This is a genomic window from Alicyclobacillus mali NBRC 102425 (genome assembly GCF_001570745.1).
GTDB lineage: Bacteria > Bacillota > Bacilli > Alicyclobacillales > Alicyclobacillaceae > Alicyclobacillus > Alicyclobacillus mali.
The window spans coordinates 108,270-122,719 of sequence record NZ_BCSG01000017.1 but is presented as its reverse complement, the minus strand read 5'-3'; the positions used below and the strand labels follow the sequence as shown (position 1 = coordinate 122,719).

The 14,450-nt window shown below is 62.3% G+C and carries 16 protein-coding genes and 1 tRNA gene; 2 read left to right on the top strand and 15 right to left on the bottom strand.

What is annotated here, in order from left to right:
- The 6 genes from AMA01_RS07000 to dnaX form a co-directional block, all read right to left on the bottom strand.
- Nucleotides 1-882: ABC transporter substrate-binding protein (locus AMA01_RS07000; RefSeq protein ID WP_231862859.1), on the bottom strand; the 882-nt coding region annotated here is incomplete at its 3' end.
- A gap of 23 nt (nt 883-905) precedes the next feature.
- The gene (locus AMA01_RS06995; RefSeq protein WP_067849399.1) at nt 906-1,589 is read right to left on the bottom strand and encodes a GntR family transcriptional regulator; all 684 of its coding nucleotides are present in this window, start codon (nt 1,587-1,589) and stop codon (nt 906-908) included.
- Between the two features lie 190 nt (nt 1,590-1,779).
- The gene (gene mscL / locus AMA01_RS06990; RefSeq protein WP_082744046.1) at nt 1,780-2,241 is read right to left on the bottom strand and encodes a large conductance mechanosensitive channel protein MscL; all 462 of its coding nucleotides are present in this window, start codon (nt 2,239-2,241) and stop codon (nt 1,780-1,782) included.
- A 56-nt stretch (nt 2,242-2,297) separates the two neighbouring features.
- Nucleotides 2,298-2,897: a recombination mediator RecR gene (gene recR, locus AMA01_RS06985; protein WP_067849396.1), complete on the bottom strand. Its 600-nt coding sequence runs from the start codon at nt 2,895-2,897 to the stop codon at nt 2,298-2,300.
- A gap of 1 nt (nt 2,898) precedes the next feature.
- A complete protein-coding gene (locus tag AMA01_RS06980; protein WP_067849393.1) occupies nt 2,899-3,210 on the bottom strand; it encodes a YbaB/EbfC family nucleoid-associated protein in 312 nt (103 codons plus the stop codon).
- Entirely contained in the window at nt 3,207-4,964 is a 1,758-nt protein-coding gene (gene dnaX, locus AMA01_RS06975) for a DNA polymerase III subunit gamma/tau (protein ID WP_067849390.1), read from the bottom strand. Before dnaX ends, AMA01_RS06980 begins: the two co-directional genes overlap by 4 nt.
- A 179-nt stretch (nt 4,965-5,143) precedes the next feature.
- Between dnaX and AMA01_RS13560 the strand changes: the two genes are divergently transcribed.
- On the top strand, nt 5,144-5,590 hold the full coding sequence (locus AMA01_RS13560; RefSeq protein WP_231862858.1) for a hypothetical protein: 447 nt from the start codon (nt 5,144-5,146) through the stop codon (nt 5,588-5,590).
- Between the two features lie 12 nt (nt 5,591-5,602).
- Here the strand turns inward: AMA01_RS13560 and AMA01_RS06965 are convergent, their stop codons facing one another.
- From AMA01_RS06965 to AMA01_RS06945, 4 genes are all read right to left on the bottom strand, one after another.
- Complete coding sequence (locus AMA01_RS06965) at nt 5,603-6,706, bottom strand: two-component system sensor histidine kinase NtrB (RefSeq protein WP_067849384.1); 1,104 nt, start codon at nt 6,704-6,706, stop codon at nt 5,603-5,605.
- 331 nt (nt 6,707-7,037) lie between these two features.
- Nucleotides 7,038-7,127, bottom strand: a tRNA-Ser gene (locus AMA01_RS06955).
- Nucleotides 7,128-7,131: 4 nt separating this feature from the next.
- The gene (tadA, locus tag AMA01_RS06950) at nt 7,132-7,620 is read right to left on the bottom strand and encodes a tRNA adenosine(34) deaminase TadA (protein WP_067849381.1); all 489 of its coding nucleotides are present in this window, start codon (nt 7,618-7,620) and stop codon (nt 7,132-7,134) included.
- Nucleotides 7,617-7,949 carry a late competence development ComFB family protein gene (locus AMA01_RS06945; protein WP_067849378.1) on the bottom strand — a complete coding sequence of 111 codons (333 nt, stop codon included), beginning with the start codon at nt 7,947-7,949 and terminating at the stop codon, nt 7,617-7,619. The genes tadA and AMA01_RS06945 overlap by 4 nt, the downstream gene beginning before the upstream one ends.
- A 154-nt stretch (nt 7,950-8,103) precedes the next feature.
- Here AMA01_RS06945 and asnB point away from each other — a divergent pair, with 154 nt between their 5' ends.
- Entirely contained in the window at nt 8,104-9,951 is a 1,848-nt protein-coding gene (asnB, locus tag AMA01_RS06940) for an asparagine synthase (glutamine-hydrolyzing) (RefSeq protein ID WP_067849375.1), read from the top strand.
- Between the two features lie 269 nt (nt 9,952-10,220).
- On the opposite strand, the gene AMA01_RS06935 is transcribed toward asnB, so the two are convergent.
- The 5 genes from AMA01_RS06935 to AMA01_RS06920 form a co-directional block, all read right to left on the bottom strand.
- Nucleotides 10,221-11,303: a hypothetical protein gene (locus AMA01_RS06935; RefSeq protein ID WP_197459979.1), complete on the bottom strand. Its 1,083-nt coding sequence runs from the start codon at nt 11,301-11,303 to the stop codon at nt 10,221-10,223.
- Between the two features lie 188 nt (nt 11,304-11,491).
- The gene (locus AMA01_RS13905) at nt 11,492-11,668 is read right to left on the bottom strand and encodes a hypothetical protein (RefSeq protein ID WP_197459978.1); all 177 of its coding nucleotides are present in this window, start codon (nt 11,666-11,668) and stop codon (nt 11,492-11,494) included.
- A 49-nt stretch (nt 11,669-11,717) separates the two neighbouring features.
- On the bottom strand, nt 11,718-12,344 hold the full coding sequence (gene mtnB, locus AMA01_RS06930; RefSeq protein ID WP_067849369.1) for a methylthioribulose 1-phosphate dehydratase: 627 nt from the start codon (nt 12,342-12,344) through the stop codon (nt 11,718-11,720).
- On the bottom strand, nt 12,328-13,002 hold the full coding sequence (locus AMA01_RS06925) for an MtnX-like HAD-IB family phosphatase (RefSeq protein WP_067849366.1): 675 nt from the start codon (nt 13,000-13,002) through the stop codon (nt 12,328-12,330). The genes mtnB and AMA01_RS06925 overlap by 17 nt, the downstream gene beginning before the upstream one ends.
- The gene (locus AMA01_RS06920; RefSeq protein ID WP_067849363.1) at nt 12,999-14,234 is read right to left on the bottom strand and encodes a 2,3-diketo-5-methylthiopentyl-1-phosphate enolase; all 1,236 of its coding nucleotides are present in this window, start codon (nt 14,232-14,234) and stop codon (nt 12,999-13,001) included. Before AMA01_RS06920 ends, AMA01_RS06925 begins: the two co-directional genes overlap by 4 nt.
- Nucleotides 14,235-14,450: the final 216 nt, after the last annotated feature.

Here is a 14,450-nt window from a genome sequence, read left to right as displayed (position 1 = left end):
AAAGGGCTCGTTTAAATAAATGCCCTGATATCCGAGCCCAGGTTGGTTGGATACAACGAAATTCGAGTTCTTTTCGAGCATGGGAAGTTGTTGTGCCGGAACTTGATCTGCTAGCTGAATGCTCCCGTTTTCCAAATTGGTGATCTCGACGTTTGGATCTGTAAATATTTTGAATGTAACCTCGCTTAATTTCGGCTTTCCCTTCCAGTAATGGGGATTGGCTACGAGTGTGATGTGATCACCCTTCACTCGGCTTGCAAACATGAATGGCCCTGTCCCGACGGGGTGATCTGCATAATTCGCCCCTTCCTTCTTCACTGCTGTTGGAGAAACCATCATGCCGGCACGATCCGTCAGAACAGCAAGAAGGGGACTGTAGGGATGCGAGAGATGTATGACAACCGTATAGTTCCCTGAAGTTTCGACGCTCGCAATCGACGAGAGCTCACTCTTGCGAGCAGATGTGGGCGACATGTCACGGACGAGGTTAAACTTCACTGCCTCCGCATTGAACGGCGTACCGTCTTGGAATTTTATCCCTCTTCGAAGTTGGAACGTGTACACCAGTCCATTTTTTGATACGGAGTACGACTCAACGAGGTTGGGGACGATTTTCCCACTGGGTGTCAGCGAAAACAGCGTGTCGTAAATGTTGGCCATGACCTGGCGGTCCACAAGAGCACTTGAGAGCGCTGGGTCGAGTGTGGCCGGATCTGCCTGCAATCCGACAGTGAGCGTGGTCGCGCGAGCGTCAGCCGCTGCAGAAGTGGATGGCTTCGTTGGAGTTACTGACGTCCCCGCTTGCCCGCAGCCAGTGACCATTCCCACAAGTGTCACGGCCGCGAAAGCGCCAACCCATGTGCTGCTTTTCATGCGCTTCATCTGATATGAACCCCCTTGTGCTCTTATCGTCGATTCGTTTCTTCAAAAGCGTCCTTTACGTCTTGAAAACGTTCTGATATAACTCGAAGATCTTTGGCTACATGTTGCTTCATGGCCGCATGCGCACCCGTGGAATCCCCCCTTTCGATGCAGCGAATGATTCGCCAGTGGTCTTCTACGATTTCAATATCGAGATTGGGGATATAAAGTAGTGACCTCCAATAAAACTGAACCAGATCCGTAATTTCCTGCATCGCCTTAAGAATCCTTCGATTCTCCGACATCTGCCATATAGACTCGTGGAACTCCTTGTTCAACGACACAATCTCGTCCCAATCTTCTGACGCAAGCGCCTGTTCAGTCTTTTCTGCGTTCGAGTAAAGAGACTGCAAACCAGAAGGGCACATGTTCTCAGCAGCACGCTCTGCCGCCACAGGTTCAAGCGCGAGCCTCATCTCGTACAGTTCCGCGAAATCGCGCTGTGTAGGCTGAAACACCCGAACTCCGTCTGCATCTTCCACTAGAAGATCTCGTTGAATCAAAAGTCTTATCGCTTCACGAACAGGACTTCGACTTACCTGGAGCTTTTCCGCGATGTGAGTTTCCACCACCTTGTCATTCGGACGAAATTCACCCGACAGGATGGCGGTGTAGAGATACTTGTACACTTGCTTAACCAAAGGCTCTCCACGTTGAATGGCTGTCACGAATCGCCTCTCCATCCTTGTGTATACGGTCGACCGTCGACGGTCGACTAATGATTTATTTTGAATCTGATTATACGCACGATCTGTCTGCCAAATCAATTGATTCTGTAAGGTTCGTTACCACCCCTCCGTTCCAACTTGAAATAAAGTAGAAAAAGAGGTTCAATGCTCCCCAATCACCGAGAATCCGTTACCCCTCCTCCACCTCGCCCTCCACAAACGAGGTACAGTAGGCGCAACGGACAGCCTCTATCGGTATCTCGGACTTGCAAAACCGGCACGTTTTCGTGGTCGGCGCTTTCGCAGGTTCCGCCTTCCTCAGCCGGCTGAGCTGCCGAATGGCGACGAAGATCACCAGCGAGACAATGAGAAAATTCACGACTGTATTGAGGAACAAACCGTATTGGATAATGGGAGCACCTGCAGCCTTGGCCGCTGCAAGAGATGAATAGTGTTTTCCGGACAAATTGAGGTACAGGTTGCTGAAGTCGACTTTGCCAAGCAGGAGTCCGATAGGGGGCATGATCACGTCATTGACGAGCGCGGTGACCATTTGCCCGAACGCCCCTCCGACGATCACCGCGACCGCCAAGTCCATCACATTTCCGCGGCGGATAAACGCTCGAAAATCCTTGAAGAACGCGCGAAACACCACTGTACCTCCTGTTTCACAATTCAAATTTGGGCGCGGCGCATCCACACCGCTTGCTAAAGCGCCCGCCTGCCCTCCAGGGCCTTCGCGAGCGTGACCTCGTCCGCGTACTCAAGGTCGCCGCCCACCGGCAAGCCGTGCGCGATACGCGTCAATTTCACCTGAAACGGCTTCAACAGGCGCGAGATGTACATCGCGGTCGCCTCGCCCTCGACGTTGGGGTTGGTAGCAAGAATGACTTCCTCAACCTCGTTTTCGCCCACGCGGGTCACCAGTTCCCGAATCCGAATGTCCTGCGGGCCCACGCCTTCCATCGGCGAGATGGCGCCGTGCAGCACGTGGTACAACCCATGGTACTCGCGCGTCCGCTCCATGGCGATCACGTCCCGCGGTTCCTGCACCACGCAGATGACGCGCGGATCCCGGCGCGGATCCCGGCAGATGGCGCATGGTGAAGCCTCTGTAATGTTGCAGCAGACAGCGCATTCGGTAAGCCCCGTCTTCAAATCGATCAGCGACTTGGCGAAGGCATGGACATCCGCCTCGCTCATCTCGAGCACATGAAAAGCCAGGCGCGCGGCCGTCTTTGGCCCCACGCCGGGCAACTTCATGAAGTGTTCGATGGCCCGCGCCACCGGCTCTGGATACCCGTACATCTCAGAACATCCCCGGCAAGTTGAGGCCGCGCGTGTATTTGCCCATGACTTGTTCGGCGAGATCGTTCGCCTTTTGGGAGGCGTCCTGGATAGCCACGAGAATCAGATCCTGGAGCATCTCCACGTCATCCGGCGACACGACGCTCTTGTCGATCTCGACCGCCACCACGTCCTTGTGCCCATTCATGCGCACCTTGACGGCACCGCCGCCCGCCGTCCCTTCGACCACTTGCTCCGCGAGCGAAGCCTGAGCCTTCAGGATTTCCTCCTGCATCTTTTTCGCCTGACGCATCAATTGGTTCATATTCTTCATGGGTTGTCTCCCTCGTCTTCCACCGTCACTTTGTCAGCCCCAAACAGGTCAATCGCCAACTGAACCACATCCGGCGATGGCGGCTCGCCCTCTTCGCGCGATCCGGCTTGCTCGACGAGGGCCGGCGCCAACGACGCCGCAAACTCCTCCCAGTCGGCCTGCAGGATGGCGAAGAGTTGCACAGGTTGTCCGAGCGCCTCCGCGAGTACCGCTTCAATGGCCGCGCGGTCCGCCTGTTTCATGACGGCCTCGCGGTGAATGCGGCTCTTGAATGAAAGCACCACGGCGCGCGGCGTGGCGAGCGCAACCTCCCCGTGCAAAAGCCAAGCGTGCGTCTGCACGCGTTTTGCCTTCACGGCCGCGAGAACGTCCTGCCACATCTCCCGAAGCCGTGCCTCAAGCGCCTCGTCGCGATCGCGATACAGCCGCGCCAGCGTCTCGCGCTTGCGGTGCGCGGCCGCGCGAGCGGGCGCGGGTCGGCTGCTCTTCTCGCGCGCGTCCGTCGGGCCCTGTGTCACTTCAGGCGCCGCAGGGGCCGGATCGGATGCCTGAACGGGCACATCGGTAACTTGAGCCGGCTGCTCAGGCGGGCGTCCATCCGGCCGGGTAGCCGCATCGGTGCGCGCCGGATCCACGGATGCCGCCGGATTCACGTTGCCTGCGGACCGCCTCTCGGCCGCGAGGCCCATCAGCACCGCTTCGAGCGCCAGGCGCGGCTCTTCCACGTACCGCAGTTGCGTGTAGAGTTCGCCCAGCCTGCGCATGGCGGCAAGCAACCAGTCCACCGTGACGTCATCGCGAGACACCACCGGCAGATAGGGATCCACAGGCTTGCCGGCGAGAGCGTCCGGGCGTTGCGACAGCTTGACGATAAACAAATCGCGCACCACTTGCAACAAGTCGTGCACAATGCGGCTCGCGTCCTTGCCCGACGCGTACCAGCGCCCGAGCCTGTCCACGGCCGAGAGAAACGAGCGCTCGGCGAGATCGCCCACGAGCGCGACGAGCGATCCGATGTCGACGCTGCCCACCACATCGGCGACGGTGGTGTCGTCGATCCGGCCGTTTCCAAACGCCGCCGCCTGTTCAAACAGGGCGAGCGCGTCGCGCAAGCCCCCGTCGGCCGCCTCAGCGAGCCGCCACAGCGCGGAATCAGCCGCTTCAATCGCCTGACTCTGCGCCACGAGGCGAAGGCGATCGACAATGGCTTCCGGCGCGATGCGGCGAAAGTCGAACCGCTGGCACCGCGAGATGATGGTCGCAGGAAGTCGGTGAGGCTCGGTGGTGGCGAGCACAAACAGGACGTGCGCCGGCGGCTCCTCCAGCGTCTTGAGCAGCGCGTTGAACGCCTCCGGCGTCAGCATGTGGACCTCGTCCACGATGTAGACCTTCTTCTTCGCCATCGTAGGGAGGTAATGGACGTGATCGCGCAAATCCCGAATTTCATCCACGCCGCGGTTGGAAGCGGCGTCAATTTCCTGCACGTCCACGTTGGATCCGCGCTGGATACTCGTGCAGGCCTCGCAGGCGTTACAGGGCTCGAAGCCGTCCTTGGGGTGAAGACAGTTGACCGCCTTGGCCAAGAGCTTCGCGGTGCTCGTCTTTCCCGTACCGCGCGGCCCGCAAAACAGATAGGCATGTGCCAGTTGACCGTTTTTCAGCGCGTTGGTCAAGGTCTGGCGCACGTGAGGCTGCCCGACCAAGTCCTCGAACGTCTGCGGGCGATACGCGCGGTAGAGTGCCTGGTACGCCATGCTCGGCCTCCTTCCACCGATACTCTACCACAGGAGGAGGCCCGTTTCACGGGACGCTGTCGCATGAGCCGGAAAGGGGGCTCTGGCAGAAGCCCGGACAGGAAATCCGCGCGATCCACCGAATACACCAACTATTCATACGATATGCTGTGCTGGGACGCTTGCTGGGAGGCGATGTTGTGGCGCCTGTTTTCGTCCTGCTCGCGCCCATCGTCGGCGCGCTTTGTTCGAACCTGGTCCCCGGGACAGCCGTGCCGCTTGGGTTCTGGCGCGGGCTCGTCGTGCAGTGCGCCCTCATCGCCGCGCCGCTCGCCGCCACCTGGTGGGGCCCGGTGCGCTGGCGAAACCTCCTGTTCCATCGCGCCGGCGCACGCGCCTCCCTTGGGCTGGGCATCGCCTACAGCGCGGTGTACCTGCTTCTTCTGTTCGCAGCCCAGCGGGCGGGCCTCCACGTCTCGCACTTCAATTTGGCCCGCCGCACCCTCGGCCTCCCCTGTCGTCCTTGCGCTCTACGTACCGCTGTGGGGGTTCCTCGAGGCCCTGTGGATGGCTTACGTGTACGCCTATCTCGACCTCCACGAAGTGGTCGCGCAACGCATGGGGCGCCGCGCTATTTTGGACTGTGAGCAACTTCTGACTCAGGAGGATTGGCGCTGCTGGATGACCCGAACGGACGACGATCTCATCTTCGGCAGCGACACGGTGAATGTCGTGCCGAACCCTTTCGAACTCACGCGGATTTGGCCGCCGTGATCGGCCACAATGCGCTGACAGATGGCGAGACCCAGGCCCGTGCCCTTCTCCTTCGTGGTGTAGAACACGTCGAAAATGCGGTCAAAGAGGTAGTACGGAATCCCCGGCCCTGTGTCGGAGAACTGAAGCTCCACGCGACCGTCCTCGGCGCGGGCGCGAATGGTCAGCCGCCCGCCCGCCTCCATCGCCTCCATGGCGTTGCGCGCAAGGTGGACGAAGAGCTGCTCCATCATGCCGCGGTCCGCCTGCAGTTCGAGTTCCGCAGGCACTTCGTACACCGTCTCGACTCCGCGCTTGCGGGCCTCCTCATCGAGCCAGGGGCGTAATTCGGCCAGCAATTCGGCGACGGAGACGTCCGTCCACGCCATGTCCTGCGGCTTCGATAGGAGCAAAAGCTCCGTCACAAGCGCGTTCACCCGCTCGATTTCCTGCATCATCACGCGGATGTACGCGATCTCGTCAAGCATGTCCGCGCGCTCGAGGCGCTGCTCCAACAGTTGCAGGAATCCCTTAATGGTCGTGAGTGGATTTCGAATCTCGTGAGCGACACCGGCCGCCAACCGCCCGATGGTAGCAATGCGCTCAATTTTCTCCGTGTGCTGGTTGAGCAGCGCAAAGTTGCCCATATCCCGCATCACAATGTACACGCCCGTTTCGTCCGTCTCAGCGTGACGGGCGACGAACGAATCCATAAGGACGTGGCGTACGGTGCCGTCCACTTCCCATTTGACCACCGCGTCACGGTACTCGCAGTCTTCGGCGACGATACGGCACAGCAACTGATACTCCTCGGAATCTATCGACAGCACCTCGCAAAGAGGCGCCATGCACCGTTCCTCTGTCCAGCCGAACAAGTCCTTGGCGAGCCTGTTCTCCAGCCGAATGAGCAGGTCTTTCGAGAGAAACACCACGCCCGCGTGGATGAGGTTCACTTGCCCGGCGTCCGGTTCTCGAACCGCACCCGACTTGCGTGTCTCGCGCACAAGCATCACCCACTCTATGTCGCAGTCGTTGTCTTGGGTGTATTCGTAGCACCGAGAGCAAATCCTGCCCCATCGACGAAAGATCCCGCCATTCGACGACGTTCGACACAGGTGTAGCACATGCCCGCTGGATACATGGCAAAACGCGACCTTGAACCAAACCCCGATCAGGCACCCCCGCGTCGCCCGAAAGGTCTCCCTTAGTGCTGCTTCCGTCAGGACCTGACACGGTTCGGGAGTTTTCGCCGCGCGGGACCCAATCAGGATTTGGTCCAAAGCCGCGTTTTTTCACCCATTTTGGCACAATCGGTGCCCGGCTCACCGGACACCGATTTTCTGGCGGAGAGAGTGGGATTCGAACCCACGAGGCCCTTGCGGACCTACCCGCTTTCGAGGCGGGCTCTTTCGACCACTCAGACATCTCTCCGCGGTCATCTCGCATCGCTTCCCCACTGCGCCTGCGTGCGGCGCTTCCGGAAGAAGTCCTTTAATAGTTTAGCACAATCGTCCGCCAGAATGCCAGAGGTAATTTGCGGCGCGTGATTCCAAAGCCCTGGCTCCAGGAGTCGAACCCTGGACATCACGGCCCCGCCCTTCGCATCCGTCGCACCGTACACGAGGCGCTGAACACGCGATAGGACGATGGCCCCGGCACACATCGGACAAGGCTCGAGTGTTACATATAAGACGCAATTTGTCAAGCGCCAGCCGCCCAATCGGCGGCTCGCGTCCTCAATGGCCAGCATCTCCGCGTGCGCCGTCCCATCCCGCCACGTTTCCCGGCGGTTGAACCCCTCGCCGACGACGCGCCCGTCCTCCACCACCACGGCGCCGACCGGCACCTCGCCCCAGCGAGCAGCCTCTTCCGCCAGTTCCAGCGCCCGGCGCATGAACCGCTCGTCGGCTATCTGGTCGTTCATGTGTGCGATCCGCCCTCGCTTTCCATCGGTGCGGAATCGCCGCCCGCAGCGTCGGACTCGGCGCTCGCGTGGCGCGGGTGGCTCGACACCCAGAGCGCTGCCTGGGTCAGCTCGCGGAGGATGTCGGATCGAAGCTGGGGCCGGAGATATTCCACCTGAACGTAGAGTTGCCCCTCATCCGTCGTGGCGTAGCGCGGAGGCAAGTGATTCAGCGCCATCGCCAGGACGTCGTCGAGGCATTGCTGGCAGTGGCACGGCAGCAGCTTCTGAAGCTCCGGATCTTTCCATATCTGTCTCGCCAGCACCTCGGTCATGTTGACGACGGCCATCCGCATCGCCTCCTCGCGCAGCCCCTTCTCGCCCCAGTATACCAAAACAGCGATGCGCCGCGCCGACTCCTGGGCACCTATCCCGCCCCGCCCGCATAAGGTATGGCGATTTCGTGATCTACGCCAAGTGGCGTCATGCGAGGAGGAACTGCCCATGTGCGGAATTGCTGGCTGGGTCGACTGGACGCGCGATCTGCGGCCGGACATCGACATCGTGAAACAAATGGGGCAGACGCTCGTGTCGCGCGGCCCCGACGCAAGCGGCTGGTTCGCGGCGGCGCACGCGCTCTTCGCCCATCGCCGGCTGATTGTGGTCGATCCGGACGGCGGCAAGCAGCCGATGACCCGCACGGTGAACGGACGCAGCTACACCATCGTGTACAACGGCGAGCTGTACAACACAGAAGACCTGAGGCGCGATCTCGCCGCGCGCGGCTACGGCTTCGATGGCTATTCGGACACCGAGGTGCTGCTCGTCTCGTACATCGCCTGGGGCGAGGCGTGCGTGGAACGGCTGAACGGCATCTTTGCGTTTGCCATCTGGGATCAGGCCGAGGAGAAGCTCGTGCTCGGGCGAGATCGTCTGGGCGTGAAACCCCTGTTTTTCACGCGCATCGGGGATGGATTGGCGTTTGGGTCCGAGCTCAAGGCGCTCCTCGCGCACCCGAGCGTGGAGCCGGTCCTCGATGAGACAGGGCTCGCCGAGATCTTCGCCATCGGCCCCGCGCGCACTCCCGGGCTCGGCGTGCTCAAAGGCATCGAGGAATTGAAGCCGGGGCATCTGCTCATCGCCCGGCCCGAGGGGATCTCCGTCCGCCGCTACTGGAAGCTCGAGAGCCTCGAACACACCGATTCGCTGGAGAAGACGGTGGAGACGGTGCGCCACCTCTTCATCGACACCGTCGAACGCCAGTTGGTCTCCGACGTGCCGCTCGGGACGTTCCTGTCGGGCGGCCTCGACTCGAGCGCGGTCTCGGCCGTTGCGGCGCGCTATTACCAGCGGATGGGGCGCGATCCCCTGCACACCTACGCCATCGAGTTCGTCGACATGGAGAAGTACTTTCAGGCCAACGCGTTCCAGAAGAGCCTCGACGGCCCGTGGGCCAAGATGATCGCCGAGCACATCGGGAGCATCCATCACCCCATCGCCTTTGACACGCCGGATTTGGAGCACCATCTCGGCGATCCGCTGTTCGCGCGCGATCTCCCCGGCATGGCCGACATCGACACGTCGCTTTACCTGTTCTGCAAGCGCGTGAAGGAAGACGTCACCGTGGCCCTGTCCGGCGAGGCGGCGGACGAAGTGTTCGGCGGTTATCCGTGGTTTCACCGCGAGGACGCGCTCGCCGCGGACACGTTCCCATGGTCGCTCAGGCTGTACGAGCGCATGGCCATCATGTCGGATGAACTCAAGCACCGCATCCGCCCCGAGTCGTACGTCAGGGAACGCTACCACGAGGCACTCGACGAGGTTCCACGCCTGCCGGGCGAAACCGGTCGCGCCGCGCGCGTGCGGGAGATTGGCTATTTGTCCATCACGCGCTTCATGCCCACGCTGCTCGACCGCAAGGACCGCATGAGCATGGCGTCCGGCCTCGAGGTGCGCGTGCCGTTCTGCGATCACCGGCTGGTGGAATACGTGTTCAACATTCCTTGGGAGCTGAAGACGGCGGGCGGCGAGGTGAAGGGCATCCTGCGGCTGGCCATGGAGGACTTCCTGCCGCGCGAAGCCCTGTACCGCAAGAAGAGCCCGTACCCCTCCACGCCCCACCCGGCGTATCTGGCCCTTGTGCGCCAGCGGGCTCTCGCCGTGCTGGACGATCCGTCCTCGCCCATCCTGCCGTTTGTCGATTCGAACGCCATTCGCGCCTTGGCGGAGATGAGCAAGCATCCCATGGAGCACCGGCCGTGGTTCGGCCAGATCATGGGCACGGCTCAGATGTTCCACTACCTGTGGGAAGTGAACGAGTGGATGAAGGCGTACCGCGTGCGGGTCGTGTGAGACAGCTGCGCCCAACCTAAGGCCGGGCCGAGGCACCGACGGACGGCTCGCGCGCCGCGCATAGGGCCTCCGCCTTTCGCGCACGCTAGCGGGAGACCGAAGGAGGCTGGTCACCGTGGTACCTGACTGGCTATGGGGACTCGCGTTTGTCGTGGGCATCGCCGCGGCGTGGGCCGTGGTGGACATCCGCGTGCGGCGGCACGACGCGAAGACGGGCCGAGGGCGTTAGCTCGGCCCGCTCGCGCTGCGGACCAAGCGGCCGCGTCCCGTCAAGCGCTCGGCGAGAAGGTGTATGTGTTGTGCATCGTGTTGACGATGCCGACGCCGTTCGAGAAGACGATGCCCACGGGCTTCACACTCGACGGAAAGCGGAGCCGCTCTCCCGTGAGCACGTTTTCTCCCCCGTACGCGTCCGAATTGATGGCGTGCCACCACACCTCGTGCCCGCCCACCGCCACGTAGGACGGCGTCGAGGCGATGTGCAGCGTCTGGCCGGTCGCTGACACGTAGGCCATGACACCCGCCGCATTGGACGACCACGCGTAAATGCCGTTTGCCGCGCACAGGGTGGTGGGATTCTCGTTCTCCCCGTGCGCCACGGTGACAGCGCGATGGTGGGCGAGATCGTCGAGATCAAGCGTGAACGGGATTTTCATCGGGACGCGCAGGACGTCCCCCGCGCGCTCCTCGACCAGGGCGACGGTCGAGCCATCGACGGCGAAGTCCGTCGCGACCTCCCCTAGGCCCTGCGCCGCGCTTATCAGGACGACGCGATCCGCTCCCGTTTCGAGATTTCGGTCGTGGAGCTCTGTTTCGACGGTCTCGGACTTGACCGAACTCTGCACGGTCTCTGTGAGATACCAAAGGTGATTGCTGACCAGTTGCATTTTCAAGAGCACGCCGTTCGCGGGCGACGCGCGCCACACTTCAGACGCCCGTTGGGTCTTCACATGATACGCGTCCACGCGCGTCAAGCCGTCCGACATGTCCATCGTGACGTACTGCCAGACAACCCAGTCGCCGCTCGCCTGCTCGTCGTACGTCTCGCGATAGCGTTCAGCGCCTGGCTGAGGCAAATACGCGTGCAGATGGCTCGCCCAGATGCGCCCGTACGCGTACGATCCCGGCTTGGGCCCGCCCGGCACCTGCACGCCTGGCGTCGGACAGAGGAAGCCTGCCGTCGGGCTGTAGGCATCGGCTGGGAAAGGAAACGCAACGGGTGCGGCCGACACGCGAACGGTATGAACCGCTGAGGACGGCTGCACCGCCCGAATGTCCGCCGCAAACTTCCCCAGCCAGCTCCCCGCAGCGAGGAAAAGGACGGTCACAGAGACCAGCGCAGACTTGGTCATGAACGACATAAGGCCCCCCACGCGCACTTGCGCCGAAGAAATTTCACCCATTCCCCGCCGTGCGAATCTGGAAATCTATCTGATTTTTTCGCTTCGATCACAGAATACCTGAATTGGTATGAGGCATCAAGACTGTGGTGCTTCCGGCTGTGCAGATGGAAAAGCGGCGCCGACGGCCCCCATGGGCCTCAGCGCCGCTCTCCAGGAGAATCAAGCGGGTGCACGGGTTCGTCGTGTTGGCGCATCACGTGATCCCAATACAGCAGTCCACCGCCGACGAGCATGAGCATGACCGAAAGGATGATCATCCACATGATGGTTTCGGAATCAAGGCCTTGAAACCATGACGCAAATTCAGGGCCCACGGCGCTCCACCCCGCTTTCCGCGGCTAGTGTGCGCCGAATGCCTCACGGTTATACGGCACCGCGCCCCCGGGCGAGATGGAGCTTGTACACGTATTCGCACAAAAACTCGATGGCTTCCAGGTGCCGGCGCGCATCGTCCGGCGTGTCCCCCCACGCGTACACGCCGTGCGCGCGCACCAAGACGGCGGGAACGTCGGCCTGCGCCGCCTCGGCCACCGCTGAGCCGAGCCGATGAAGGTCCGCCCAGTTGGGCACAATCGGGATGCGCACGGCGGCACCTTCCTCCCAGTGGCCGAGCGCCTTGACGAGCTCGTGCCCGCGGATTTCCACGAAACCTTGCTCTGCATACAGCTCGCTCACCAGGTTGTTGTAGACCGTGTGGACGTGGAGAATGCTGCCGCACTCGAACTTCTGGTACAGCGCCACGTGCACCGTGGTCTCCGCAGAAGGCTTGTACGGCGTATCGCCTTGCGCGCGCATGTCCGCGTCAAGCAGCAGCACGTCCTCGGGCTGAAGCCGGGTCTTGTCCGCGCCGCTTCGCGTGATGGCAAACGTGAGCGGCTGATCCGACACCCGCACCGAGAGATTGCCGCTCGTCGCGGGCAACCAGCCACGGCTCGCCGCGAACTGGGCAAGCTCCATCACGCTCGTCTGCGCCTCATGAAAGGTGGGCATACAGTTCGCTCCCCTTGTCCAGAATCGCCGCTGTGATGTCGTCAAACGTCTCAAACGGAAGGTGGGGCAGGCCCAGCTCCCGCGCCAAGCGCAGGAGATCGCTTCTCGCAAAGACGAAATCGGCCATCTTCGCAGCTTTGACATCCGTGACCCCATCGCCGATGGCGATGACGCGATCGCCCGGCTGCGCGATTTCGCGGATGACGCGCGGCTTGCACAGGCCGCAGCCGCCGTCGCACGCCTCGTCGCAGGGCTTTGACCACCTCACGCGCAGGTGAGAGCCGCTTGCGTCGATGCGGTTGCAATAGATATCCACAGACGCTGTGGATAAGTTGTGGATAACTGGCTCCACGAAAAAGTCGAATCCGCCGCTGACGATCGCGACTTTCCACCCGAGTTGTTCACAGGTGTGGATGAATTGTGGAAAACCTCGGCGCACGGCGGTCGCCGCCTGGGCGTACGCCGCCACCGCGCCATACTGGTTCGACGGGATCAGGGCGAACATCGCCTCGACGCCGTCTTTGACGGATCGCTCGCCGGCGCGCACGGCCTGGATGATGGACTCGCTTGCCTCGGGCGCAAAGTGGCGCATGATGCTCACAATCATGTCCCGCTCGGAGATGGTGCCGTCAAAGTCGCAGATCACGCGCACCGTCACGAGGGCATCCCCCACTTCTCCAGCGCCTGGCGCAGGGCCGGGCGATCCTTCGCGGCCTCCTCAAGCGGCACGCCGTGCTCGACAGCCCAGATGGCGTCGAAGAACGCGCGACCGCCCATGCGCGCGCCGCCCGGGTGGCCGTGAATGCCGCCGCCGGCGTTCAGGACGAGATCGACGCCGAAGTCCTGATACAGCCGCGGCACGAGGCCGGGGTAGATGCCGGCGGACGGCGCGGGAAGGACGGGTTTGTGCGGCCCTTCCGCCCGCAGGTGCTGAAGCAGCCGGTCCGTGGCCTCGCGGCCGAGCGTCACGCTGCCGTACATGGACGGGAAGATGCCGATATCCGCGCCCGCGAGCCGCATGAGCTGCCCGAGCACGATGTCCGCCGCGATGCCGTAGTTGGGCGATCCGTACAGCGCCCCCGACACGGCCGGGTGCGCGAGGATGGGCACGTGGACCTCGGGGTCTCGGGCGAGATCCGCCACCACGTCGTAGCCGTATGCCACCACGTTGACAAGCAGCGCGCCAGCGCCGAGCTCCGCGAGCCGGCGGGCCCTCTCACGCAGGCTGTGCACCGGCCCGGTCAGGTTGACGGCGTAGGCGGTCCTTCGCCCCGTCCGCTGGGCGATCTCGTCCGTCTTCGCCGCATAGGCGCGGACGCGATCCTCCGGCGTGGCGTACGCCTCCGTGAAGAAGATCTCGTCGTCCTTGACGAGATCGACGCCACCCTCGGCCTGTTCGCCGAACGCCTCCACGAGTTCGTCCAGCGTGAGCCCCGCGCACGCCTTGAAGATGCTCATGACGAGCGGGCGATGGTACGCGCCGAGGCGCTGCCTGACGCCCTCGACGCCAAACTTCGGCCCGGGGAACTGGCGCACGAGCGAGTCCGGCATCTGGAGCCGCTCGAGCCGGATCTCGCCGTCCATCGACAGCTTGCCAAACACCGTCACGAGCAGCGACGCAAAGGTGCCATTCAGATTTGCCACCGGATACGCGATGTCGATCTCGGCGACGACGTCTCCCTCCGGCCGCTCCTCGAGCACGCGAATGCCCTCCACGCGGCCGCAGTGCTTCGCCACTTCCGACTTGCGCGCGGCGGGAAGGTCCGTCCAGGTCCCGATGGTCAGGCCGACGGCAATGCCCTCGGCTCTTGCCTCGAGCTTGTCCTTGCGATCCCGCAGGCGATAGGTGGCGACCACCGCATCGCGAGGGGAAGAATCATGGTTCACCATCTCAAAGGCCACCTCGTTTCGTGTCAGCGTGGAACTCGGGCCGAGTCATCCACATCCCTGTGGGTAATCCAACCGCCATTATACACAAGCGGGATCGCACGCCACACGCGGTTTTCCACAGTAGCCTGTGGATATTGGGGATGAAATTGTGGATAAACATGTGGACAGCAGGCCAGCGGTGGCGAGGGGTAGGGTGCGGCAGCGATCTGTCACAAC

Bases quoted from the DNA above. Each gene is read 5' to 3' on its own strand.
- mtnB (WP_067849369.1), bottom strand. From the start codon at position 12,344: ATGCCCACCTTTCATGAGGCGCAGACGAGCGTGATGGAGCTTGCCCAG.
- dnaX (WP_067849390.1), bottom strand. From the start codon at position 4,964: ATGGCGTACCAGGCACTCTACCGCGCGTATCGCCCGCAGACGTTCGAG.
- AMA01_RS06965 (WP_067849384.1), bottom strand. From the start codon at position 6,706: ATGCTTGTGCGCGAGACACGCAAGTCGGGTGCGGTTCGAGAACCGGAC.
- recR (WP_067849396.1), bottom strand. From the start codon at position 2,897: ATGTACGGGTATCCAGAGCCGGTGGCGCGGGCCATCGAACACTTCATG.
- AMA01_RS06945 (WP_067849378.1), bottom strand. From the start codon at position 7,949: ATGGCCGTCGTCAACATGACCGAGGTGCTGGCGAGACAGATATGGAAA.
- AMA01_RS06935 (WP_197459979.1), bottom strand. From the start codon at position 11,303: ATGACCAAGTCTGCGCTGGTCTCTGTGACCGTCCTTTTCCTCGCTGCG.
- AMA01_RS06980 (WP_067849393.1), bottom strand. From the start codon at position 3,210: ATGAAGAATATGAACCAATTGATGCGTCAGGCGAAAAAGATGCAGGAG.
- tadA (WP_067849381.1), bottom strand. From the start codon at position 7,620: ATGAACGACCAGATAGCCGACGAGCGGTTCATGCGCCGGGCGCTGGAA.
- asnB (WP_067849375.1), top strand. From the start codon at position 8,104: ATGTGCGGAATTGCTGGCTGGGTCGACTGGACGCGCGATCTGCGGCCG.
- AMA01_RS06920 (WP_067849363.1), bottom strand. From the start codon at position 14,234: ATGGTGAACCATGATTCTTCCCCTCGCGATGCGGTGGTCGCCACCTAT.